This window comes from Mesorhizobium sp. CO1-1-11, from assembly GCF_020164995.1.
GTDB classification, from domain to species: Bacteria; Pseudomonadota; Alphaproteobacteria; order Rhizobiales; family Rhizobiaceae; genus Mesorhizobium; species Mesorhizobium australicum.
Genome location: NZ_JAIUHE010000023.1, coordinates 35468 through 59383, shown reverse-complemented (window position 1 = coordinate 59383; position 23916 = coordinate 35468). Strand labels below are relative to the sequence as shown.

The following is a 23916-nucleotide window of genomic DNA, read 5'->3' as shown; positions in this document are numbered from 1 at the left end:
TTCCCTTTCCTAGACCAGCATGCCCATCGGATTCTCGATCAGCTTCTTGAAGGCGACCAGCAGTTCGGCTCCCAGCGCGCCATCAACCGCACGATGGTCAGTCGACAGCGTCACCGACATCACGGTGGCTATTCTGATCTCGCCGTTCCTGACCACCGCCCGCTCCTCGCCCGCGCCGACCGCCAGGATCGTCGCATGCGGCGGGTTGATGACGGCGGCAAAGTCCTTGATGCCGAACATGCCGAGATTGGAAACGGCCGTCGTGCCGCCTTGATATTCTTCCGGCTTCAGCTTGCGGCTGCGGGCGCGGCTGGCCAGGTCCTTCATCTCGTTGGAGATGACCGACAGCGTCTTTTCGTCGGCATGCCGGATGATCGGCGTGATCAGGCCACCGGGGATCGAAACGGCGACGCCGACATCGGCATGCTTGTGCTTGACCATGGCGCTCTCCGTCCATGAGGCATTGGCATCCGGCACCGCCTTCAGCGCCATCGCCATCGCCTTGATCACCATGTCGTTGACCGACAGCTTGTAGGCGGGAGCCTCGCCCTTGTCGGTCTTCTTCACCGGTGCCGCGGCATTGAGCTGAGTGCGTAAAGCCAGCAGCGCGTCGAGTTCGCAGTCGAGCGTCAGATAGAAATGCGGGATGGTGGTTTTTGCTTCGACCAGGCGCCGCGCGATGGTCTTGCGCATATTGTCGTGCGGGACGAGTTCGTAGGAGCCTTCCTCGAACAGTTTCAGCACCTGCTCGTCCGACATCGCCTTTACCGCCGGGGCGGAGGCAGGCGCGCCGGCCGGAGCCTTGGCAGCCGGTGCCGCCTTGGCGCCACCACCGGCAATCGCGGCATCTACGTCAGCCTTGACCACGCGGCCGTGCGGGCCGGTGCCGGTGACCGCAGAGACGTCGACGCCGGCGTCCTTGGCGATACGGCGGGCAAGCGGCGATGCAAAGGTGCGGTCGCCAGCCGCGTTGCCATTGGCGGCCGGAGCCGCCTGCGCCTTGGGGGCCTCGGCCTTTGGCGCTTCAACCTTCGGCGCTTCGGCTTTAGGCGCATCCGCTTTCGGAGCTTCGGCTTTCGCCGGTGTGGCGCCGCCGCTTTTCGCCGCGGCGCCGGCATCTTCGCCTTCCGCCGCAAGCACCGCGATCAGCGCGTTGACCTTGACCCCTTCGGTTCCGGCCGGGACGACCAGCTTGGCAACCGTGCCCTCATCGACGGCCTCGACCTCCATCGTCGCCTTGTCGGTCTCGATCTCGGCGATCACGTCGCCCGGCGAAACCTTGTCGCCTTCCTTGACCAGCCACTTGGAAAGATTGCCCTCTTCCATCGTGGGCGAGAGCGCCGGCATGGTGATGTTGATTGGCATATTGTCCTCCCAGCCGGTTCAGCGATATGCGACGGCTTTGACGGCCTCGATGACTTCGCCGACATTCGGCAAAGCCAGTTTTTCGAGGTTCGCCGCATAAGGCATCGGCACGTCCTTGCCGGCAATGGTGATGACCGGTGCGTCGAGGAAATCGAAGGCGCGCTGCGAGACCTGGTTGGCGATGTGGTCGCCAACCGAATTCTGCGGGTAGCCTTCTTCGACCACGACCAGCCGGTTGGTCTTCTTGACCGAGGCGATGACGGTGTCGAGATCGAGCGGACGGATAGTCCTGAGGTCGATGATCTCGGCGTCGATCCCCATGCCGCGCAGCTCCGCTTCAGCCTTCACCGCATAGGTCATGCCAATGCCGAAGGAGACGATGGTGACATCCTTGCCTGCCTTGTGGATGCGCGCCTTGCCGATCGGCAGCACGAAGTCGTCCAGCTTCGGAACGTCGAAGGACTGGCCGTAGAGGATTTCATTCTCGAGGAAGATGACCGGGTTCGGATCGCGGATTGCTGCCTTGAGCAGGCCCTTGGCGTCGGCGGCCGTATACGGCATAACGACCTTCAGGCCTGGAATGTGGCTGTACCAGGCGGCATAGCACTGCGAGTGCTGCGCCGCGACGCGGGCCGCCGCGCCATTTGGCCCGCGGAACACGATCGGCGCGCCCATCTGGCCGCCCGACATATAGAGCGTCTTGGCGGCGGAGTTGATGATCTGGTCAATCGCCTGCATGGCGAAGTTGAAGGTCATGAACTCGACGATCGGCTTCAGCCCAGCCATCGCCGCGCCGACACCAACGCCGGCAAAACCATGCTCGGTAATCGGCGTGTCAACGACGCGCCGCGGCCCAAATTCCTGCAGCAAGCCCTGTGTGATCTTGTAGGCGCCCTGGTATTCGGCGACTTCCTCACCCATGACGAAGACATCGCCGTCGCGGCGCATTTCCTCGGCCATGGCATCACGCAGCGCCTCGCGCACCGTGGTCGAGACCATTTCGGTGCCGGCAGGAATGTCCGGATCGGCAGCGAGGTTGACCACCGGGGCGGCGGGGACGGAGGCTTTCGGCGCCTCTCCAGCATCCTGCGGCGCCCGTTGCGAGCCTTCCTCGGCCGCGTCGGCGCGCTGCCCACCAGTTGACACCGCGTCTTGCGTCGAGGCGGGAGCCGCCTTGGAGGCCTTGTCGATGTCGCCAGAACTTTCGCCATCCTGCAGCAGAACGGCGATCGGCGTGTTGACCTTGACGCCTTCGGTGCCGGCGGCGATCAGGATCTTGCCCAGCGTACCTTCGTCGACGGCTTCGACTTCCATCGTCGCCTTGTCGGTTTCGATCTCGGCAATGACGTCGCCGGCGACGACCTTGTCGCCCTCGTTCTTCAACCACTTGGAAAGATTGCCCTCTTCCATGGTCGGCGAGAGGGCGGGCATGAGAATTTCGATCGGCATGTCCTGGCCCTCCCTTACAATACGATATCGGTCCAGAGCTCGGACGGATCCGGCTCCGCGTCGTGCTGGGCAAATTCGGCGGCGTCGGCGACGATGTCGCGAACCTCCTTGTCGACGGTTTTGAGTTCGTCCTCGGTCGCCCACTTCTTCTCGATGAGCCGCGCCTTGACCTGCTCGATCGGATCATGATCGGAGCGCATCTTCTGGACTTCTTCCTTGGAGCGATATTTCGCCGGGTCGGACATCGAGTGGCCGCGATAGCGATAAGTCTGCATTTCGAGAATGATCGGCCCGTTGCCGGCACGGCACCACTCGGTAGCCAGATCGCCAGCCGCCTTCACCGCACGCACATCCATGCCGTCGACCTGGATGCCCGGAATCTTGAACGACGCGCCACGATGCGAAAAATTGGTTTCCGCCGAAGAGCGCGACACCGAGGTGCCCATGGCGTAGCGGTTGTTCTCGATGATGTAGATCACCGGCAGCTTCCACAGCGAGGCCATGTTGAAGCTTTCGTAGACCTGGCCCTGGTTGGCGGCGCCGTCGCCGAAATAGGTCAGCGAGACATTGTTGTTGTCGCGGTAGCGGTTGGCAAAGGCCAGACCTGTTCCAAGCGACACCTGCGCACCGACAATGCCGTGACCGCCATAGAAATGCTTCTCCTTGGAGAACATGTGCATGGAACCGCCCTTGCCTCTGGACAAGCCGCCGCGGCGTCCGGTCAGCTCGGCCATCACGCCACGCGGCGACAGCTCCATCGCCAGCATGTGGCCGTGATCGCGATAGGCCGTGATCATCTGATCGCCGTCGATCAGCGCCATCTTCATGCCGGTGACGACCGCTTCCTGGCCGATATAGAGGTGACAGAAACCGCCAATGAAGCCCATGCCGTAGAGCTGGCCGGCCTTCTCCTCGAAACGGCGGATGAGCAGCATGTGCCGGTAGGCGGCAAGCTCTTCGTCCTTGGTGAAGTCAACAGGCTTGGGTGCTGATAGACCGGGTTTGCCGTCGGATTTCGATTTGGCAGGCGCTTTTCTGGCTGCGGTGGCCATGCATCACTCCCTGTTGGCGTCTCTTTGCGGACACTGGAGCAAGATCAAACTGCTCCGGGGAGATCGCCCTCCCCTTCGATTTATGGGAGGCTAACACGTAGAAAGGCGTTCCGCCATGTCGAAATTGCATAGCTGGCATGCGCCTAAGCAATTAAAATCATTGAAAATATTGGTGATTAACCTGAAATTGGTTACTTCGCCGGAGCCGGCAGCATGATGGTGATCTCGTCGGCCTGCGACAGATTGAGTGCCTTGCGCGCCTGCTCGTCCAGCATGTCCTTCTCCAGCGTGCCGTCGTGCATGAGCTTGACGCGCCGCTCGAGTTCCATCCTGCGTGCCTTGATCGCATCGAGCTGACCCTGCAACGCAACCGTCTCGGCCTCAAGCTTGTATTTCGAATTGATGCCGAATTCACCGTGATAGGCATGGAAGCCGAAATAAGCCAGGAACAGCACGCACAGCGAGGGAATGATCAGCCGGCCGGTGTTTCTCTGCTTGTGCTGACGCGTCCACATAACCGATTCCCCGTGCCGCGAACTCAAACGGCTCGAAGTCTTTTTCGCCTGATTGTGCTTAACGGACGGTTACGGGAGACCGCCATGCCGGCCTGAAATGAAAAAGGGCGGGATGTCCCGCCCTCTCCGTATCAACGATGTGCGGCCGGATCAGCCCTTGATCACCGACTTGCCGGCGTAATGCGCCTGCTTGCCGAGTTCTTCCTCGATGCGGATCAGCTGGTTGTATTTGGCCATGCGGTCGGAGCGCGACAGCGAGCCGGTCTTGATCTGCCCGCAATTGGTGGCGACGGCGAGATCGGCAATGGTCGAATCCTCGGTTTCGCCCGAACGGTGCGACATGACGGCGGTGTAGGCAGCCTTGTGCGCGGTCTCGACCGCATCCAGCGTCTCGGTCAGCGAGCCGATCTGGTTGACCTTGACCAGGATCGAGTTGGCGACGCCCATGCGGATGCCGTCGCGCAGGCGCGCCGTGTTGGTGACGAAGAGATCGTCACCAACGAGCTGCGTCTTCTTGCCGATCAGGTCGGTCAGGTACTTCCAGCCTTCCCAATCGTCCTCGGCAAGGCCATCCTCGATCGAGATGATCGGATAGTCGGCCGCGAGCTTGGCGAGGTACTTGGCTTGCGCCTTGGGATCGCGCGTCTTCTTCTCGCCCTCATAGACATAGTTGCCGTCCTTGAAGAACTCGGTCGCGGCGCAATCGAGGCCGAGCGCGATCTCTTCACCTGGTTTGAATCCGGCCTTCTCGATCGATTCCATGATGAAGTCGAGCGCCACCGGCGCGCTCTTCAGGTTCGGGGCGAAGCCGCCCTCGTCGCCGACATTGGTGTTGTGGCCGGCATCCTTCAGCTTCTTGCGCAGCGTGTGGAAGATTTCCGAGCCCCAGCGCACGCCTTCGCGCAGCGTCGGCGCACCGACCGGCAGGATCATGAATTCCTGGAAGTCGATCGGATTGTCGGCATGCGCGCCACCATTGATGATGTTCATCATCGGCACGGGCAGGACATGCGCCTTGGTGCCGCCGACATAGCGGTAGAGCGGCAGCCCGGCTGCATCGGCCGCGGCCTTCGCGACCGCCAGCGAAACGCCCAAGATGGCGTTGGCGCCGAGCCGGCTCTTGTTGGGCGTGCCATCAAGCTCAATCATGGTCTGATCGATATGGATCTGGTTTTCGGCTTCCATGCCGCCGATCGCCTCGAACAATTCGCCATTGACCGCCTCGACGGCCCTGAGCACGCCCTTGCCAAGGTAGCGGGCGCCGCCGTCGCGAAGCTCGACGGCTTCGTGGGCGCCGGTGGAGGCACCCGACGGCACCGCGGCGCGGCCCATCGAACCATCTTCGAGAACAACATCGACCTCGACGGTCGGGTTTCCACGGCTGTCCAGGATTTCACGCCCGACAATGTCGATGATGGCGGTCATTGCGATGTCCTCGATTGATCTGGAGAAAACGTCGCGCCCGTCTTAGCCAAAGCGACGCAAAAGGCAATCGGGGCCTGATCGAATAGTGCCGCCCGCCCGATTCACGAAGCGCAATTTCCTGTCATCATAAGTCATGCCACCGGACGCGCATTTCGGGTTAGGAATGTTATCGCGGGGCGAAACAGGAGGGGTTCGCCATGTCTGAGTTGAGCGGTATTGTCAGTCTGTTCCTGATCGCCGCGGCGTTCCTGACGTCATGCGACAACCAGCAGTCGCCGCCAAAGGCTATTGCGTCTTTGCCGGCTTTGCACATCAGCGAGTAGCGTTGCATTTGAATCAAAAAGGGGGCCGTGGAAACGACCCCCTTTTTCGATTGTGGCGTCAATGCCAGTAGGGCGCGACCTTGTAATATTCGTATGACTCGTCGCGCGCGCTCTCGCCATCCGCGCCGGCCAGTTCGTTGATGGAATGGGCAGGCGCTGCCTTCAGCTGTTCCTTGGAGAAGGGTATGACATAGCCGCCCCTTGCCTCATCATAGTCGAGGCTTGCCCAGGGGATGGCGTGGTACTTCTCGCCAATGCCGAGAAAGCCGCCAAATCCAATCACCGCGAACATGATGCCGTTCGACGTCTTGTCGAGCATGACGTCCTCGATGCTGCCGATGCTGTCGCCTTGGGTGTTGTAGACGGTCGTGCCGATGACTCGCGAAGCGGCAATGGCTTCGGTGTGGCCTGTTTGCGTCGTCATTGTTTGCTCCTCGTTGTCGTTAATCCGCACTTTGACAATGAGGGGCGCGGGCGAAAGTTCCCGACTTTTTTGGCGGCTGCCCAATCACTCCGCGAGGATGAAAGTCACCTTCATATTGACGCGATAGGCCGCGATCTTGCCATCCTCGACGACGATCTTCTGGTCCTGGATCCAGGCGCCTTCGACGTTCTTCAGGGTCTTCGCGGCGCGCGCAATTCCCTTCTCGATGGCGTCTTGAAAGCTTTTCCTGGACGACGAGGTGATTTCTGTGACGCGAGCGACGGACATTGGCTTCCTCCTGCCAAAGCGCTCATTTGCCGGACGAGCCTACAACCGGGGCTTATCCGCTACAGGACATTGGCTTTTCAGCCCTTTGCAATCCTGTCGAAGGCTATCAGCCTTTCCAGCAGTGCCGGCATATCCTTCAGCGGCAGCATGTTGGGACCGTCGGAGGAAGTCGAATTGTCGGGGTCCTGGTGGGTCTCGATGAAGACGCCGGCAACGCCGACGGCAACGGCCGCGCGGGCCAGCGTCTCGACAAAGCGGCGCTCCCCGCCAGACGATCCGCCCTGCCCGCCCGGCTGCTGCACCGAATGGGTGGCGTCGAAGATCACCGGGGCGCCGATCTCGGCCATGACAGGCAGCGCCCGCATATCCGACACCAGCGTGTTGTAGCCGAAAGAAGCGCCGCGCTCGGTGGTCAGCACATTGGCATTGCCTGAGCCGGTGATCTTGGCGACGACGTTCTTCATGTCCCAGGGCGCGAGGAACTGCCCCTTCTTCACATTGATGACCTTGCCCGTCCTCGCGGCGGCGACCAGCATATCGGTCTGGCGCGACAGGAAGGCCGGAATCTGCAGCACGTCGACATGCGGCGCCACGATCGCGCACTGTTCCTCGGTGTGGACATCGGTCAGCACGGGAAGCGAGAATTCCTTGCGCAACTCGTCGAAGACGGGAAGCGCGGCATCCATGCCGGCACCCCGCGTTGCCGATAACGAGGTGCGATTGGCCTTGTCGTAACTCGTCTTGTAGACGAGGCCGATGCCGAGCCTGCCGGTCAGCTCCTTCAGCGTGCCGGCCATGTCGAAGGCATGCTGGCGCGATTCGAACTGGCAAGGGCCGGCGATCAGCGCCAGGGGTCCCGCATTGTCGAAGACGACGTTGCCGACGGTTACCGACGAATTGGGGGCCAGGGGGTTGCTCATGGGATCTCCCGAAAGATGAAAGCCGCGCCCTGCCCGGAAGCCGGCCGCACGATGATGTCATTGCCCGACATATCGTGCTGGACGGCATTGGTCGCAAGCAGGCCTGCGGTGGCGCCAATGTCGCGGATCGAAAAAACCACGGCGGCGAAGTGCAATTCTGATGGCGTACCGGCCGGTATGCCGAAGCGCGCCGTGAAAGCGGCGGCCTCCAGCACGGTCAAGGCCGCGTTCGGCAGATGAAAAACGCACTCGTGCGCATCGGCGGCCTGATCATTGACCGCCACTGAAATCAGCCGATGCTGCTCGGCGGAAGCGCTGCTGATTGCAACCACCTCGACAATTCCGTCGACCCCATTGAGGTGAGCCTGCAAGGCTCCTCGGTCTACTCTCGGCGCGTTGATGCGCTGACAGGCAAAAAGAAATGCGTCCGTTTGGCCGGGAGCCGCGGCAAAGGCGAGCTTGAATGACGCCGTATCGCTTTTGCCCGCCGTGTCGGTGAAGGCTCGGGAGAAGCTCAGCTTGTCTCCCGCCGACAGACCCGCTTCGACATAGCGTTCATGGTCGTCATCGGCATTGTCCGTGCCAAGCACCACCGCGGAAAATCCCTCGTTGCCACGACTTTCGCGATAGAGGCGATCGCGCGCAACGAAGACATTGCCCTCGGCAGCCGCCTCTGTCGCAGCCTGTTCACGGCCGATCGCAAGCGGCTCCAGATAGGTGCCGTCGGCGAGGAAAACGCAGCAGTTTTCCGTGCCAAACGGATGGATTCCGGCCGGAGCGACGACGAAGCCAAGGGCGTTGAGCCGGGCACGCGCCACATCGAGGCTCTGCGTCGGCAGAACCAGATGATCGAGCGGATGAATGCCTGACGAGGTCATGGAAGCGCGATGTGCATCATTCGGAAGATCGGTTCAAGACTTGATCGCAATGCCGCCGGCGGCGGCCCCGCAACAACCACCTGAAACAGTCGTGGACTTTCCCTTCCGCCGCAACTGGACTTGACATGAGGCTATCCCGGCACGGGATCAGCTTCCAGCCACGACATCAGCGGAATAGCGCAGCTCGCGCAATGGTTTGACCTTGCTGGTGGTCTGCGCATAGAGCGGATGCGCCTTGTAGGCTGCCAGCGCCGCGTCATCGGCAAATTCCGCGTAGACGACGACATCGACTTCATCCGACAGCGGGTCGACCTTGGTGTTCAACGTGACCTCGAAGAGACTGGAATGAGGAATGTCCCCAAGCGCCAGCAGTCCGGTGCGAACTGCTTCCACATCTTCCTTGCGGCGCGCGCTGAAGAAAACGATATGCCGGATCAATCCCGCCTCCTCGATCTGAAATGTCGGGGTCTTTTGTGACGGCGGTCTCTTTGCGTCAACCGGTCATGGCGCCACGCGTCCTTGCGACGCGCCTCGATCGGGCTGGACCTCGTCTCACACCGGTGAGCACCTCAAATGAGGCGCCAGGCTGCTATCTCAAGAGGGGATATCAGGCTTTTCCGGTGACGTAGCGCACGACATGGGAGAGTTCCCTGACCGTGACGTCGAGATACCGGCCCTGATTGTAGAGACCGTCCCAGATCAGGAAGAACGCGATGGCGGCAATGACAATCACATAACGCATGGCTAAAGCTATCGCACTAGCGCCGCGGCTGCCATAGACGTTTTCGATTTCGGGCAGCAGCCTGCCGCAAGGCGGCGGATGCCAGCCGCCCGCGTGGCACAGTCCAGCTCTTGGCATGCCTCTTGAAGTTCCGCCTCATGGCGTGGAAGATTGGCGCAGGCATTCATCGGGAAGCGCTGAAGCTCTGGCCAAGGGGCGCGCGCTTCGTTCGAGCCCGCCTGTCGCCGGATCCGCAAGCTACCGGGACCAGGCAATGGCGTTCGAACCCGGCGGATGAACCAAGAGAACCGCGGCTCGGCGATCGCGCCGGCACCACGGAGATCCAGGGGCTTGGAATGACACACGGGGAACATCATGGCATAGCGCCGGGCGACGCGGTCAGGCTCGACGAGTTCAATTTCGCCGAGATCGTCAAGGGCCTGCCGGCCAAGGCGCGCATGGTGCTGTCGGCGGCGATGAACCTGCCGCGCGGTTCGCTGAAAGTCTGGATGCCGGACGGCCGCGCCGTTCTCGTCGGCGGCAAGGCGCCGGGGCCCGATGCCGAACTGGTGCTCAAGAACTGGCGCCTGCCGGGCCGCGCCTTTTCCGGCGGCACAATTGGTGTTGCCGAATCCTATATGGACGGCGATTGGGAAAGCCCTGACGTCACCAGCTTCCTGGAATTATTCGTGGTCAACTCCGCCTTCGGTGAGAGGGTTGCCGGCGGCGCCAGCTGGCTCATCAACACAGTCCAGCGCATCCGTCACTGGTTCAACGAGAACACACGCGCGGGATCGAAGCGCAATATCTCCGCGCACTACGATCTCGGCAACGCCTTCTACAAGGAATGGCTTGACCCGAGCATGACCTATTCCTCGGCGCTTTACGCCAATGGCGTCAACGATCTCGAGAGCGCCCAGGCCGCCAAATACCAGGCGCTGGCCAGGGATACCGGCATAGGCGGGAAGGATCATGTGCTGGAGATAGGCTGCGGCTGGGGCGGCTTTGCCGAATTCGCGGCACGCGAAATCGGTTGCCGGGTTACCGGATTGACCATCAGCCGCGAGCAGCACGACTTCGCCAAGGCGCGCATCGCCAAGGCCGGCCTTGCCGAAAAGGTCGACATCAAGTTGCAGGATTACCGCGACGAAACGGGCACCTACGATCGCATCGCCTCAATCGAGATGTTCGAGGCGGTCGGCGAGAAATACTGGCCGGTGTTCTTCTCCAAGATGAAGGACTGCCTAAAGCCCGGCGGCATGGCTGGGCTGCAGATCATCACCATCAACGAAGCCGCCTACGACACCTATCGCGCCAGGCCGGATTTCATCCAGCGCTACGTCTTCCCGGGCGGCATGCTGCCGACGCCGTCCATCTTGAAATCACTTGGCGCCGCGCACGGCCTTGCCCATCTGCGCGAACGCGTTTTCCCCGAGGACTATGCCCGTACGCTTGCCGAATGGCGCCAGCGCTTCCGAGGGTCGTGGGAGAAAATCGTACCGCTCGGTTTCGACGATCGTTTCAAGAAACTCTGGGAGTTCTACCTGCACTATTGCGAAGCCGGCTTCCGAGCCAGCTACATCGATGTGCGCCAGGTAGTCTACAAGGCGTAGGCTGGGTACGCACGTCAACTTCCTTTGCGAGCGGCATTTCCACGGATGCGCTGGATCTTGTCATGCCGGTAGTCAAGGGGCGATTCGTGCCGCCGGCCCTCCAAGGAACTGACTGGGGTCCTTGGGGATGCGGCCAAGGCTGACCGCATCCAGCTTTGACGGCCTGATCAGAGAAGGATGCGATATCGGGCAAAGCCAGCTTCACCCTCGCCGGCAGGTTCGATCTTCAGCGACTTCACATCGGCGATGAAGTCCTTTGCCTTGACGCCGGTGTCGAAGACGACGCTGGTTCCCGGCAACGGCGCGAACGACCAGTTGTCGTCGGCCGACGGGTTGATGGTGCCCTGGCTGACGATGTAGCGGACGATGACATCGCGGTTGGTGTCTGGCGCCTCGTAGATGATCTTCGCGGCATTGATGTCGGGGAAATTGCCACCGCCGCCAGCTCGGTAATTGTTGGTCGCGACGACGAATTTCGCTGCCGGATCAATCGGTTTTCCGTCGAACATAAGCTCAACAATGCGATTGGAACCGGCATTGGCGATGCCGCCCTTGGCATCGTATTTCGGCGGCTGCGACAGATCTATCCTGTAGGTGACGCCGTCGATGACGTCGAAATTGTAGGACGGAAAATCAGTGTTGATCAGGACCTGGTCGGCCTTCCCCGCCTCGATCTTGTTGAAGATGCCGGCCGACATTTCCAGCCATTCCTTGACCTGAGCCCCGGTGATTTCCACGGCGCGCACCGTGTTGGGATAGAGGTAGAGGTCGGCGACGTTCTTGATGGCGATGTCGCCCGCCGGCACATCGGTATAGTAATCGGCGCCGTTGCGTCCACCGGCTTTGAACGGGGCCGCCGCCGACAGCAACGGCACGTCCTTCCACTGTGTGCTTTTCAATATGTCCTTCAGGTACCAGGTTTGCGCCTGGCTGACGACCTGCACCGACGGGTCGTCAGCGACCAGCGCGAAATAGGAATAGAGCGGCGCGGACGTCTTGCCGACAGGGCGGCGCACATAGACGAGCGTCGCCTGGTGGTCCTGCTCGAGAGCGGCGATGATGCGCTTGTCGTCCGGGACGGTCGGCTTGTTCTTGTTGTCGACACGCTCGAAGATGGGCCGCGCCTCCGATGTCGCCGAGACCACTTTCCACTTCGACCCGTCGCGCTCCAGCATCAGGTCGATCAGGCCCATATGTGAGCCCCAGAACCCGCCCATGACGGCGGGCTTGCCTTGCAGCGTCCCCTTCTGTGCGTCGACGCCCTCGAGCGCCTGGAAATCTTTCTTGCCGGGGAAGATCAGATGCTGGTGGCCGGTGAAGACCGCGTCGATGCCTTCGACGCCGGCGACGAAGAACGAGGCATTCTCCATCATGTCACCCTGCTTGACGTCGATGCCGGAATGCGAGAGCGCGATGACGATGTCGGCGCCCTCCTCCTTCATCCGCGGCACCCACGCCCTCGCCGCTTCGACAATGTCGCGTGTCTTGACGTTGCCTTCGAGGTTCTTGAGGTCCCAGACCATGATCTGCGGCGGCACGAAACCGATGATGCCGACCCTGATCGGCTGTTCCGAACCTGACCCGTCCTTGATCTTCTTGTCCAGGATTACGTAAGGCTTGAGGTAGAGCTTGTCGTCGCGCGGGTTGGCGGCAAGCTCGGTACCCCGGATCAGGTTGGCGCAGACGAACGGGAAATTGGCGCCGGCCAGCACCTTGTCTAAAAAGGACAGGCCATAGTTGAATTCGTGATTGCCCAGTGTCGAACACTCGTAGCCGAGCAGGTTCATGCCTTTCATGATCGGATGGAGATCGCCCTCCTTCAGGCCCTTCTCATAGGCGATGTAGTCGCCCATCGGGTTGCCCTGCAAAAGGTCGCCATTGTCGATCAGCATCGAATTGGCGGCTTCCTTGCGCACCGCGTCGATGAGGGAGGCCGTGCGCGACAGGCCCATCGTGTCATTGGCTTTGTCGGCGTAGTAGTCATAAGGCAGCACGTTCACATGGATATCGGTGGTTTCCATGATCCTTAGATGCGCCTGGTTGGCCTGCGCCCGGGCGGAGAAGGGATGAAGCACGATCAGCGCCCCTGTGGCGGCGGCCCCGGCTAGGAGACCACGGCGAGAGACGGGATGGAGCAGTTGCGACATGTTTTCTCCTTCTTCAACGACCTGACGAGTCCTGCCCCGAAGCGAACTTCGCGCTGAAATCAGCTCAAGTCCACTCAAGAAGTCGCGCGCATCGGCACGCCAATCCATCAGCAACAGATGACGGCCGGATGAAAGGCGCGGTGAAGAAAGTCAGGTCTTGTCGTCGTCGCCCTGGGTGATCAGCCGGGCGCTGCGCTGGCCTGTGACGTAGATCCATAGCCAGCTCAGCGAAACCGCAAGCCGGTTGCGAAAACCGATCAGGAAATAGATATGTGCAATGCCCCAAAGCCACCACGCAAGCCAACCGGTGAGCTTGATCCAGCCGAAATCAATGGCGGCGGCGCGCTTGCCGATCGTCGCCAGATCGCCGGCGTGCTTGTAGTGGAAAGGCCGCGGGCTGGTGTCGCCGGCAAGCCTGGCCTTGACGGTCGCGGCAACATGCCGTCCCTCCTGCTTGGCGGAAGGCGCGACGCCGGGCACGGGCCGCCCGTCGGGCCGCAGCACGTGGGCGGCGTCGCCGATGGCAAAAATCTCCGGGCTGCCGGGCACGCTGAGATCAGGCTCGACCAACACCCTGCCCGCCCGATCCGCCTTCGCTTCCAGCCATTCGGCGGCTGGCGAAGCGGCAACGCCGGCTGCCCACAGGATCGTGCGGGCCGGCAGAATCGTGTCGCCAAAAACCACGCCGTCGGCATCGCAGCGCGTAACGGCCCGGCCGAGCTCGACCGAAACGCCAAGCCGTTCCAGCGCCTTCCGAGCGTAGTCGGAGAGCTTTGGCGCGAAATTGGCCAGAATGCGGTCGCCGGCCTCGATCAGCACCACCCGCGTCTGGCGCGTATCGATGTTGCGGAATTCGCCGCGCAGCGTGTCATGTGCCAGTTCGGCAATGGTTCCGGCGAGTTCGACCCCGGTCGGCCCGCCGCCGACGATGACAATGGTCAGCAGCGCTTGGCGCCTGGCAGGGTCAGATTCCCGCTCCGCCTGCTCGAAGGCCAGAAGAATGCGGCGCCGAATGGTGGTGGCATCCTCCAAAGTCTTCAGGCCCGGCGCGAAAGGCTCCCATTCGTCATGGCCGAAATAGGCATGGCGCGCGCCGGTGGCGAGCACCAGCGTGTCGTAGGCGACGGCGCTGCCGTCGTCGAGCAGAACGCGTTTGCCGGACCGGTCGACACCCGTGACATTGGCGAGCAGTGTCGTCACATCCTTGCGCTTGCGCAGGAGATGGCGGATCGGCCAGGCAACCTCCGAGGTTGCCAGCGCCGTGGTTGCCACCTGATAGAGCAGCGGCTGAAACAGATGATGGTTGCGCTTGTCGATCATGGTGATGCGCACCGGTGCACCGGCCAGTGCGCGGGTGAATTCGAGACCGCCGAACCCGGCACCGACGACGACGACATGATGTCTGGCATCGCTCATTTGATTCACCCCTGATGGGCAAGATTGCCTGCCCTAGATGTAGGTATCTTGTGCAATGCAACAATGGCAGGACAGTGCTTGAGACTCGTCGTTCCATGTCGTGAGTGCACATGTTCTATCGTATCGCGAGGTATAGCGTCATCGAACATGAGATGAGGTGAGGCATGGCTAACGATCATGACAACCAGGGCCCGGCGCAATACTCTTCGCCGCCCTGCTTCATGCACGAGCTCGACCCTGCGTTCCAGGCACCACTCAGCGACTGGACCGACGTGCGGCGTTGGCGCAAAGCCGAGCGCGAAAGGCTAATCGCCGCCCGACTTGAAGTTTCAGCCGACGCCCGAACAGCAATGTCGCAACGCATCGCCGGCGGCCTGGATGCACTTGTCGGCGAGATCGCGGGCCGTATGGTCAGCCTTTACTGGCCGTTTCGCGGCGAGCCGGATCTGCGGCCCTGGATGGCGTCCGTCAATGAGCGTGGCGGCCGCACCGCGCTGCCCATCGTGGTCGAGAAAGGGCAACCGCTGATATTCCGCGCCTACAAACCGGGCGACCGGTTGGAAAAGGGCGTCTGGAACATCCCGATTCCGGCAGAAGGTGATCCGGTGCTGCCGGACATCGTCATCTCGCCCATTGTCGGCATTGATCCGGCAAGCTATCGCCTGGGCTATGGCGGCGGCTTCTTCGACCGTACGCTGGCCGCCATGCCGTTCAAGCCGCTGGTCATCGGTGTCGGCTACGAATTGCAGCGCATCGCCACCATTTATCCGCAGCCGCACGACATCCCGATGGATCGGATCGTGACGGAGGCGGCCACAGTATAGGGCTCTAGGCCATCTCCGGCTTCAGACCCATTGCCGTCCGGTCGACGATTTCGCGCAGGGCGAAGGACGAATTGATCTTCGTCACATGCGGCATCGCCGACAGCCATTCCTTGTGGATGCGCTCGTAGTCGACGAGATCCTTGGCCGCGATCCTCAGGATATAGTCGTACTCGCCCGACATCAGGTGGCACGACAGCACGTTGGGGCAGCGTTTGATCGCCGCCTCGAAATCCGACAGCGTCTTTTCGAACTGGCCGGAGAGCGATATGTGAACGATCGCCGTCATCTGGTGGCCAAGGGCCGCGTTGGACAGCCGGGCGTGATAGCCGCGGATGGTTCCGGACTTCTCCAAATTGTCGAGCCGCCGCGAGCAGGCCGACTGCGACAGGCCAACCTTCTCGGCAAGGGCCGCGTTCGGCATCCGCCCGTCCTTCTGCAAAGTCTCAAGAATGGCGATATCAATCCTGTCGAGCGGCATTTTTCGTGATTCCTGCGAAAATCCGTTTATTTTTTGCAAGGAGTATCGAAACCGGCCTGTTCGCGCAAGCGCATTCGCAAACACCTGCACGCCGATTCATGGTTCACTCCAGCACTACAGGGAGTGAGCCCAAAAGGGCCCGGATCAGGAGAAGAAAATGCGCATCGGCTGCCCCAAGGAAATCAAGAACCACGAATACCGTGTCGGCCTGACGCCGGGCTCGGTTCGCGAATATGTCGCCCATGGCCACGAAGTGCTGGTCGAGACCGGCGCGGGCGCCGGCATCGGTGCCGATGACAACGCCTACCGCGCCGCCGGCGCCGTCATCGCCAAGACGGCCGCCGACGTGTTCGCCAAGTCGGACATGATCGTCAAGGTCAAGGAGCCGCAGCGCAATGAATGGGCACAGCTGCGCGAAGGCCAGATCCTGTACACCTATCTCCATTTGGCTCCGGATCCGGAGCAGACCAAGGGCCTGCTCGCTTCGGGCGTGACGGCGATCGCCTACGAAACCGTGACCGACGATCGTGGCGGCCTGCCGCTGCTGGCCCCGATGTCGGAAGTCGCCGGCCGTTTGTCGATCCAGGCCGGCGCCACGGCGCTGCAGAAGGCCAATGGCGGCCGCGGCGTGCTGCTCGGCGGCGTACCTGGCGTGCTGCCCGGCAAGGTTACGGTCCTTGGCGGCGGCGTCGTCGGCCTGCATGCGGCCCGCATGGCAGCCGGCCTCGGCGCCGATGTCACCATCATCGACCGGTCGATCCCGCGTCTGCGCCAGCTCGACGACCTCTTCGCCGGCCGGGTCCACACCCGTTACTCGACCGTCGAGGCGCTCGAGGAAGAATGCTTCTCGGCCGACATCGTCGTCGGCGCCGTGCTCATCCCGGGCGCCGCCGCACCGAAGCTCGTCAGCCGCGAAATGCTGTCCGGCATGAAGAAGGGCTCGGTACTGGTCGATGTCGCGATCGACCAGGGCGGCTGCTTCGAGACCTCGCATGCCACCACCCACGCCGAGCCGACCTACGAAGTCGACGGTGTCATCCACTACTGCGTCGCCAACATGCCAGGTGCCGTGCCGGTCACTTCGGCCCACGCGCTCAACAACGCGACACTGCACTATGGTCTGCAACTCGCGGACAAGGGCCTGAAGGCTCTGGTCGACGACCATCACCTGCGCAACGGCCTCAATGTCCACAAGGGCAAGATCACCAACCGCGCGGTCGCCGAAGCGCTCGGCTACGAACTGGTCGAGCCGAAAGCAGTGCTGGCGGCTTAATATACCCGGAATATACCCAGAAAAAGTCAACTCACACTCTAGCCCGCCGGTTCACTCCGGCGGGCTTTTGCTTTGGGCAATGATGCGCCAAACCCGCTTCCCAGAGGACCATCGAAGCGTGTGCCGTAAGGGCACTTTACTCCCTATTGTTGCATTTTTGTCATACCCGTCTTGGCCGACTCCCTGCTAGGAACATCTTGGGCTTATTGATTAGGGGTACGGGCTATGTTTCTTCGCGTTTCAGCGAAATCTATTCTTCTTAGTGCAGTATCGGCGGTGGCAATTATGTCAGTCGCGCATGCCGCTGATGTTGTGCAACCGGTCGAGGCATCCGGTTTTAACTGGAGTGGCGTTTATGTTGGCTTCGGTATCGGCGCCGGAGCCAACTCGCACAAGCTCAGCAGCGATTTCATCCCCGGTCTGTCTTTGGATGGCATCGGCGGTGAAGGGGTCTACGGCGAACTTACCGCTGGTTACGACTATATGGTGTCGCCCCGCTTCCTTCTGGGTGGGCTTGTCGATGTCCATGTTGGCAACATTGAAACGTCGCTGGATGTCGGCCCTTTCGACGCGTCTATTCAGGAGACATACGGCTTCGATGCCGGTTTGCGTGCTGGTTACCTGATCACGCCGACTACGCTGGGCTACGTCATGGGCGGCTATTCCTGGCAGAAGTACAAGCTCGATACCAATGCCGGTTTCGGCTTCGATTGGGACCAGAGCGGATATTTCGTCGGGGGTGGTCTCGAAACCGCGATCAACAGCAACTGGACGATCAAAACAGAATACCGCTACACCCGCTTCGGCACCAAGGACGATCTCCTTTCCGAAGCTGGCATTCCTTCGCCGGACGGCGCACTCAATCTCGACACGTCGCGTCACACATTCCAGGTTGCCGCCAGCTATCGCTTCGGTGCGCAGAACGGAGCCGCCGCTTCGTTTGAAACACCCGCCTACAACTGGACCGGCTTCTATATCGGTGGTGGCTTGGGCGCCGGCGCATCGGTGCACCAGCTCGAAATCCCGCCGCTTCTCGGTGCCAAGTTCAACGGCCTTGGTGGTGAAGGCGTGCTTGGCGAGTTGAACGTCGGCTATGATCATGACTTCGGCAGCTGGGTTGCGGGTGTCATGGTCGATGCTCGTTATTCGGGCATGACCAGCCAGCTCGACATCCCAGGCGGCTCGATCAATCTGGATACGGACTACGGCTTCGATGTGCTGGGCCGCGTCGGCATGAAGATGAACGAATCGACCCTTGCCTATGCACTGGCTGGCTATAGCTGGCAGCATTTCGATCTGAACGCTTCCGATCCGGTCGGTGATATCATCGACTGGGGTTCCAGCGGCTTCTCAGTCGGTGGTGGCCTGGAAACGGCAGTGTCGAGCAACGTCACGCTCGGTCTGGAATACCGCTATTCGCAGTTTGCCAAGAAGGATTTCTCGTCGGATCTCGGCCTCCCCGACGACTCCATCACTTCCAAAGCTTCCTTCCATACCGTGCGTGTCGGCGCGAAGTACAAGTTCAACTAAGTAGCCCTCCAGGCAAACAGTCGAAGCCCGTCGGCCATGCCGGTGGGCTTTTTTCTTTGCGCGGTGAAGACTTGGGAGAAAACAAAAAAGCGGAGCCAAAGCCCCGCTTCCTCGATATCGAGACTGCCGCCGGTTCATCCGCGGTCGGCCAATCGATCGACACTGGCTTTCTAGCGCGTCTATGCGACAGCAGTGCGACAGAGACTTTCTGCCGCCAATCCCTTGATCTTATGCGCGCTCGATGCGGCACTGATAGCAATTGTTGCGCGCCGAGCGGACATGCACATAGGCAATGTCCTCACGCTCCAACAAAGTCTCGGCTCGTGCGGCAATTGCTCCGGTCGGGATGATGCCACCGCTGCCGTAGACGATGCGATCATCGCCGCCATAGCCGCGCACGATATAGTCCGGGCTGTCGAGGATCTCCGGCGGCTCCCTTGTCCCGACGGCACGCTCGCATTCCTGGGCATGCAGGAAGATCGGCCCGGTTTCTGCATAGGGCTGAGGGTCTGGAAATGGCCGGTAGGCGAGGATGAGATAGACATCGCCGGCGGCGATATTCCTGAGACAATGACGGCAAGGCATCCCGTCGCCGTCAGAGATTTTCCGCTCGGGCGTACGGCCATAGGCATCGGGGCCGCCGCGCTGCAGCGCCCTGACATTTTCGGTCGGCAGAGCTGTGAATTGGATGGTCATCGTAAGATCTCCGGTACTGGCGACCGGAAACTATGCGCTCGCCGCCGTGCTTCCCACCCGATTCCTGCCAAGCGTCCGATCCGATGTCGGATCCTCCCTTCGAGCTCCGGGAGGGCCACCGAAATCGTTAATCGGCTAATCAGTTCGACAATCCCTTGATGAATCATCGAAGCGGCGGCGGATTCCGGCTGAACTTACGGCCGCATGACGCTGGCCGAGCGCTCGGCGAAAGGCAGGGGATGCACGACTTCCTTCTTCTGCGCCACCGGCTTGAAACCGAGCTTCTGGTAGAGCGGTAGCGCGGCCGGGTGATCGAGCGTGCAGGTCTGCACCGTCACCCTTTTCGGCCCATACGACCATGCTGCGGCAATCGCCGAACCAAGGAACCAGCGGCCGATGCCTTGACCGGTGGCATGTTCCATCATGCCGAAATAGGCGAGTTCGACTTCCTCGGGCAGATGCGGCTTGAGATCGAAGAAGCCGGCCGGCGCACCGTCGAGATAGAGCACCCTGATGTCGCGATCCTCGCGGTGGATTCCGGCTGACAGCTCATCGTCATTCAGCCTCAGAACATTCACCCAGTGCCATTTGCGTCCCACCCGGTCCATCAGGTAGCGATAGAAGTGCAAGGGAATGTCCCTGGTTTTCAGCAGCGCGACCTGGCGGTTGTAGGGTACCGGTGGCGAGACGGGCGGGGGGGCATGCATTTCGAGAAAAGTCACCGTGACCTCAATGTCCTGCAGCACGCCGTTTTCCATCAATTCATTCCTTGCCGGTCGTTGCTGGGCCGGTCGTTGCAGGGCCGGTGGTCGCTGGGCCGGTCACGACTGGTGTATCGGACAATCCGCCCCACTCGGTCCATGAGCCGTCATAAAGCCTGTTGTCGGTATGGCCAAGCGTCTCCAGCGCCAGCGTGACCACCGCGGCGGTGACGCCGGAGCCGCAGGATGTGACCACGGGTTTCGATAGGTCGATACCGGCGTCCTCTATCACCTTGCGCAAACGGTCCTTCGGCAGCAGCCTGCCGTTTTCCGACAGTGCGGAGTACGGCACATTGCGCGCGCCCGGCATGTGGCCGGAGCGGATGCCAGCGCGGGGCTCGGGTTCGCTACCGGTGAAGCGGCCCGGCCCACGGGCATCGGCGATCTGTGCTGTCTTTGTATCGACAATCCGGCGCATATCGGCCAGACCGACGACGCGACCGGCGTCGAAATCGGCATGAAAGACGCTTGGCGCGATCTTCGTCGGCTCGGCCGTTGCCGGCCGGCCGGTCGCCTTCCAGCCATCAAAGCCGCCGTCCAGAATATAGGTCTGGAAGACACCCATGATCCGGAACATCCACCATGCCCGCGGTGCGGAGAAAAAGCCCGGGCCATCATAGACGACGATGGTGTCATCGGCCGAAACGCCCATCGCGCCGACATATTGGGCGAAATGCTGCGGGGATGGCAGTGTATGCGGCAAGGCAGCGTCAGGATCCGAAACCGCGTCCTGGTCCAGGAAACGGGCGCCAGGAATGTGAGCCGCATCATACTCGGCGCGCGCGTCGCGCTTTTGTGCAGGCAGATACCAGGAGACGTCAATGATCGTCAGGCCCGGCTGGCCGAGGCGTTCCTGCAGCCAGTCCGCATCGACGGTAAAAGAACTGTCTTCGGCCATTCTTTTCTCCTGCCGCCTTTTGATGGTGTCTGTCTGTTCAGTTCGCCGGCATCGGGCCGAAGCGGATGCGGAAGCGCCTGTTCTCCCGGCCCTTCTTTTCGATCTTGCCGATGTGGATTTCGCCGATTTCGCCGGTGCTCCTCACATGGGTGCCGCCGCAGGGCTGGCTGTCCACCGAGGCATTGTCACCGATGCAGACCAGACGGATCTTGCCGGTGCCAACGGGCGGTCGGACGTTCTTGGACTTCACCAAGCCAGGATTCGCGGCCAATTCCTCGTCGCTGATCAGTCTGGTGAAGATGGGATGATCGGCCCGCACCAGATCCATCATGCCGGCGGTCACCTCTTCCTTGGTGAAGCTGGCGTCTGGAATGTCAAAATCGACACGGCTGTCGTCCTCGGAAACCGCCGCCCCGGTGATCGGGAACGGGCAGACAACGGTGAGCAGGTGGCAAGCCGCGTGCATGCGCATCAGCAGATGCCGGCGCTCCCAGTCGATGGCGAGCTTCACCGTCTCGCCCACCTCCGGCAAGGCCTGCTCCGGTGACGGCACATGGATGATCTCGTCCTTGGTCTCGCCAGTGATCGTGGCGGCAATTGCGACGCGACTGCCGTCGGCACGCTCCAACGTGCCGCTATCGCCCGGCTGGCCGCCGGAAGTGGCATAGAAGATCGTCCGGTCGAGGATGATGCCGCCGCGCTCATTGATGGCGACGACCGTGGCATCCGCCGTGCGGAGATAGGCGTCGTCGCGAAACAGCGCTTCGGTCCGGTGCGCCATCACGTGACCCTCTCGAAGGGCACTGAAATCTTGCTCTGCAATTCCATCCAGCCTGGTACCGGCAGTTGCTTTTCGCGCAGGAATTCGGGGTTGAATAGCTTCGACTGGTAGCGCGTCCCGTAGTCGCAAAGGATCGTCACGATGGTGTGGCCCGGACCCAATTCCGCAGCCAGCCGCATCGCGCCGGCGATGTTGATGCCGGTCGAGCCGCCGACGCACAGGCCTTCCTCCTGGATCAGGTCAAAGACGATTGGCAGCGCGTCCTCATCCCTGATCTGGTAGGAGAAGTCAGGCGTGAAGCCTTCGAGGTTGGCGGTGATGCGCCCCTGCCCGATGCCTTCGGTAATCGAACTGCCTTCTGACTTCAGCTCGCCGCTGGTGTAGAAACTGTAGAGCGCGGCGCCGAGAGGGTCGGCGAGCGCGATCTTGACGTTCTTGCTCTTGGCCTTCAATCCGAGCCCGACACCGGCCAGCGTTCCGCCCGACCCCACCGCCGAGACAAAACCGTCGACCTTGCCGCCGGTCTGGGCCCAGATTTCCTCGGCCGTGGTGCGGATATGGCCATCGCGGTTGGCGACATTGTCGAACTGGTTGGCCCAGATCGCGCCGTTCGGTTCGCTCCTGGCCATCTGCTCCGCCAGCCGTCCCGACAGTTTCACGTAGTTGTTGGGGTTCTTGTAAGGCACGGCCGGCACTTCGATCAGCTCGGCGCCGAGCAGCCTGATCGTGTCCTTCTTTTCCTGGCTCTGCGTATCCGGGATGACGATGACAGTGCGATAGCCCAGCGCCTTGGCGACGAGCGTCAGCCCAATGCCGGTGTTGCCGGCGGTTCCCTCGACGATGACACCGCCCGGCTGCAACAGGCCGCGCTGTTCGGCATCACGGATGATGAACAGGCCGGCGCGATCCTTAACCGACTGCCCCGGATTCATGAACTCGGCCTTGCCCAGGATCTCGCAGCCGGTTTCTTCGGAAGCCTTGTTGAGGCGGATCAGGGGCGTGTTGCCGATCGCGTCGATCACTGAACGGGGCATTCGGGATTCCTTGTATGCGTGCGCCGAAACCCTAGAAACCCAATGCTTCGGTTTCAAGGCAAGAATTCGTCTGGTCCAGTCGCATTTCCGGCGCTGCGGTGTATGGATGTCGCCGGGGTCCGGGTGGACCCCTGACAGTTCATTTGCACCCGGCGTCGAGAAGCACTCTTTTCATTCGATTTCTCCACCGCTAGAGCAAGACATCAACAACTCGGCAGGGCGCAGCATGACACTCTATCGGGCCGATCCGAAACACGGCGTAGCCTGGGTCACCGGCGGCAGCAGCGGCATTGGCCGCTCGCTGGCCAGGGATCTGGCGTCACAAGGCTATGCGGTGGCTGTGACAGCGCTGGACGACGATCCGATCGACACGCTCATCGTCGAGACCGCGCAGATGCCGGGCAAAGTCGTGTCCTTTCCCTGCGACGTCACCGACGAGCCGCGCATGGCAAGAACGGTGGCGGCGATCGAGAACGACCTCGGGCCGATCGTGCTCGCCATCTTCAATGCCGGAAATTACATCTCGACACCCGGAGAGTCCCTCATCGTCAAGGATTTCCGCCGCTCCTTCGAAGTCAACTATTTCGGCATCATCAATGGGCTGGTGCCTGTCGTCGAGCATATGCGGGTGCGCGCGCGTGGGCATGTCGTTCTGGTCGGCTCGGTGACCGCCTATTTCGGCTGGCCGACCACGGCGGCCTATGGCGGTACCAAGGCGGCTATCAACATTCTGGCCGAGTCGCTGAAATATGATTTCGACAAGATGAACATCCGCGTCCAGGTGATCAACCCCGGTTTTGTCGACACGCCATTGACGGAAAAGAACATGCTGCCGATGCCTGGCCTGATGCCGGTCGGCCGCGCGACGCGCCGCATGGTGCGGGGAATCAAATCCGGCGGCTTCGAAGTGACGTTCCCGTACAGAACGAGCTGGCCGTTGAAAATTCTCGGCATGCTGCCAAGGCCGCTATGCCGATGGGTGATCAGCCTGACGACCAGCTGGAAAGCGCGCCCGCTGCATTATGAGCGCAAACCGCCCAACAAATAATGCCCACAGGATTGGTGGCTTGGCCGCCTGAACGGCCGTTGCCTGTTCATGGTCACC

General features: G+C 61.6%; 25 protein-coding genes. 6 read left to right on the top strand and 19 right to left on the bottom strand.

Features of this window, described 5'->3' with window-relative positions; genetic code table 11:
* Positions 1–9: 9 nt before the first annotated feature.
* The 5 genes from LB554_RS24375 to eno form a co-directional block, all read right to left on the bottom strand.
* A complete protein-coding gene (locus tag LB554_RS24375) occupies positions 10–1365 on the bottom strand; it encodes a pyruvate dehydrogenase complex dihydrolipoamide acetyltransferase (protein WP_224587314.1) in 1356 nt (451 codons plus the stop codon).
* Between the two features lie 18 nt (positions 1366–1383).
* Positions 1384–2814, bottom strand: coding sequence for a pyruvate dehydrogenase complex E1 component subunit beta (locus LB554_RS24370; RefSeq protein ID WP_015317933.1), 1431 nt, complete (start codon positions 2812–2814; stop codon positions 1384–1386).
* Positions 2815–2828: 14 nt separating this feature from the next.
* On the bottom strand, positions 2829–3866 hold the full coding sequence (gene pdhA / locus LB554_RS24365) for a pyruvate dehydrogenase (acetyl-transferring) E1 component subunit alpha (protein WP_015317934.1): 1038 nt from the start codon (positions 3864–3866) through the stop codon (positions 2829–2831).
* Between the two features lie 191 nt (positions 3867–4057).
* Positions 4058–4381, bottom strand: a complete 324-nt coding sequence (locus LB554_RS24360) for an FtsB family cell division protein (protein WP_140619588.1) — start codon at positions 4379–4381, stop codon at positions 4058–4060.
* A gap of 150 nt (positions 4382–4531) precedes the next feature.
* Positions 4532–5806 carry a phosphopyruvate hydratase gene (eno, locus tag LB554_RS24355; RefSeq protein WP_015317936.1) on the bottom strand — a complete coding sequence of 425 codons (1275 nt, stop codon included), beginning with the start codon at positions 5804–5806 and terminating at the stop codon, positions 4532–4534.
* Between the two features lie 197 nt (positions 5807–6003).
* On the opposite strand from eno, the gene LB554_RS29490 reads away from it, so the two are divergent.
* Positions 6004–6129 carry a hypothetical protein gene (locus LB554_RS29490; RefSeq protein ID WP_140619584.1) on the top strand — a complete coding sequence of 42 codons (126 nt, stop codon included), beginning with the start codon at positions 6004–6006 and terminating at the stop codon, positions 6127–6129.
* A 58-nt stretch (positions 6130–6187) separates the two neighbouring features.
* On the opposite strand, the gene LB554_RS24350 is transcribed toward LB554_RS29490, so the two are convergent.
* The 6 genes from LB554_RS24350 to LB554_RS29485 all read right to left on the bottom strand — a co-directional run bounded on the left by LB554_RS24350 (position 6188) and on the right by LB554_RS29485 (position 9381).
* Positions 6188–6553 (bottom strand): PRC-barrel domain-containing protein, encoded by a 366-nt coding sequence (locus LB554_RS24350; protein ID WP_015317938.1) that lies wholly within the window; start codon positions 6551–6553, stop codon positions 6188–6190.
* An 84-nt stretch (positions 6554–6637) separates the two neighbouring features.
* On the bottom strand, positions 6638–6841 hold the full coding sequence (locus LB554_RS24345; RefSeq protein WP_015317939.1) for a dodecin family protein: 204 nt from the start codon (positions 6839–6841) through the stop codon (positions 6638–6640).
* Positions 6842–6918: 77 nt separating this feature from the next.
* Positions 6919–7761, bottom strand: a complete 843-nt coding sequence (gene kdsA / locus LB554_RS24340; RefSeq protein WP_140619582.1) for a 3-deoxy-8-phosphooctulonate synthase — start codon at positions 7759–7761, stop codon at positions 6919–6921.
* A complete protein-coding gene (locus tag LB554_RS24335) occupies positions 7758–8639 on the bottom strand; it encodes a VOC family protein (RefSeq protein WP_140793723.1) in 882 nt (293 codons plus the stop codon). Before LB554_RS24335 ends, kdsA begins: the two co-directional genes overlap by 4 nt.
* Positions 8640–8786: 147 nt before the next feature.
* On the bottom strand, positions 8787–9077 hold the full coding sequence (locus LB554_RS24330; protein ID WP_027038700.1) for a Dabb family protein: 291 nt from the start codon (positions 9075–9077) through the stop codon (positions 8787–8789).
* A gap of 169 nt (positions 9078–9246) precedes the next feature.
* A complete protein-coding gene (locus LB554_RS29485) occupies positions 9247–9381 on the bottom strand; it encodes a hypothetical protein (protein WP_023773660.1) in 135 nt (44 codons plus the stop codon).
* Positions 9382–9716: 335 nt separating this feature from the next.
* Here LB554_RS29485 and LB554_RS24325 point away from each other — a divergent pair, with 335 nt between their 5' ends.
* Complete coding sequence (locus LB554_RS24325) at positions 9717–10973, top strand: SAM-dependent methyltransferase (protein WP_224587305.1); 1257 nt, start codon at positions 9717–9719, stop codon at positions 10971–10973.
* Positions 10974–11140: 167 nt separating this feature from the next.
* Here LB554_RS24325 and LB554_RS24320 read toward each other — a convergent pair whose 3' ends face one another.
* Positions 11141–13120, bottom strand: coding sequence for a bifunctional 2',3'-cyclic-nucleotide 2'-phosphodiesterase/3'-nucleotidase (locus tag LB554_RS24320; protein ID WP_224587303.1), 1980 nt, complete (start codon positions 13118–13120; stop codon positions 11141–11143).
* 150 nt (positions 13121–13270) lie between these two features.
* Positions 13271–14536, bottom strand: coding sequence for an NAD(P)/FAD-dependent oxidoreductase (locus LB554_RS24315; RefSeq protein WP_224587301.1), 1266 nt, complete (start codon positions 14534–14536; stop codon positions 13271–13273).
* Positions 14537–14700: 164 nt separating this feature from the next.
* Here LB554_RS24315 and LB554_RS24310 point away from each other — a divergent pair, with 164 nt between their 5' ends.
* Entirely contained in the window at positions 14701–15360 is a 660-nt protein-coding gene (locus LB554_RS24310) for a 5-formyltetrahydrofolate cyclo-ligase (protein WP_015317947.1), read from the top strand.
* Positions 15361–15364: 4 nt separating this feature from the next.
* Here the strand turns inward: LB554_RS24310 and LB554_RS24305 are convergent, their stop codons facing one another.
* Complete coding sequence (locus tag LB554_RS24305) at positions 15365–15838, bottom strand: Lrp/AsnC family transcriptional regulator (protein WP_015317948.1); 474 nt, start codon at positions 15836–15838, stop codon at positions 15365–15367.
* Positions 15839–15995: 157 nt separating this feature from the next.
* Here LB554_RS24305 and ald point away from each other — a divergent pair, with 157 nt between their 5' ends.
* Together ald and LB554_RS24295 are read left to right on the top strand one after the other, a co-directional pair.
* Positions 15996–17111, top strand: a complete 1116-nt coding sequence (ald, locus tag LB554_RS24300; RefSeq protein ID WP_224587299.1) for an alanine dehydrogenase — start codon at positions 15996–15998, stop codon at positions 17109–17111.
* 225 nt (positions 17112–17336) lie between these two features.
* The gene (locus LB554_RS24295; RefSeq protein WP_224587296.1) at positions 17337–18641 is read left to right on the top strand and encodes an outer membrane protein; all 1305 of its coding nucleotides are present in this window, start codon (positions 17337–17339) and stop codon (positions 18639–18641) included.
* Between the two features lie 228 nt (positions 18642–18869).
* Here LB554_RS24295 and LB554_RS24290 read toward each other — a convergent pair whose 3' ends face one another.
* The 5 genes from LB554_RS24290 to LB554_RS24270 form a co-directional block, all read right to left on the bottom strand.
* A complete protein-coding gene (locus LB554_RS24290; RefSeq protein ID WP_140664374.1) occupies positions 18870–19337 on the bottom strand; it encodes a DUF1203 domain-containing protein in 468 nt (155 codons plus the stop codon).
* 194 nt (positions 19338–19531) lie between these two features.
* Complete coding sequence (locus tag LB554_RS24285; protein WP_015317952.1) at positions 19532–20095, bottom strand: GNAT family N-acetyltransferase; 564 nt, start codon at positions 20093–20095, stop codon at positions 19532–19534.
* A 4-nt stretch (positions 20096–20099) separates the two neighbouring features.
* Positions 20100–20996, bottom strand: coding sequence for a 3-mercaptopyruvate sulfurtransferase (sseA, locus tag LB554_RS24280; RefSeq protein ID WP_224587295.1), 897 nt, complete (start codon positions 20994–20996; stop codon positions 20100–20102).
* Between the two features lie 37 nt (positions 20997–21033).
* Positions 21034–21777 (bottom strand): alanyl-tRNA editing protein, encoded by a 744-nt coding sequence (locus LB554_RS24275; protein ID WP_140664369.1) that lies wholly within the window; start codon positions 21775–21777, stop codon positions 21034–21036.
* Positions 21777–22811, bottom strand: a complete 1035-nt coding sequence (locus tag LB554_RS24270; RefSeq protein ID WP_140664366.1) for a cysteine synthase A — start codon at positions 22809–22811, stop codon at positions 21777–21779. The genes LB554_RS24275 and LB554_RS24270 overlap by 1 nt, the downstream gene beginning before the upstream one ends.
* A gap of 226 nt (positions 22812–23037) precedes the next feature.
* On the opposite strand from LB554_RS24270, the gene LB554_RS24265 reads away from it, so the two are divergent.
* A complete protein-coding gene (locus tag LB554_RS24265; protein WP_140720517.1) occupies positions 23038–23859 on the top strand; it encodes an SDR family oxidoreductase in 822 nt (273 codons plus the stop codon).
* Positions 23860–23916: the final 57 nt, after the last annotated feature.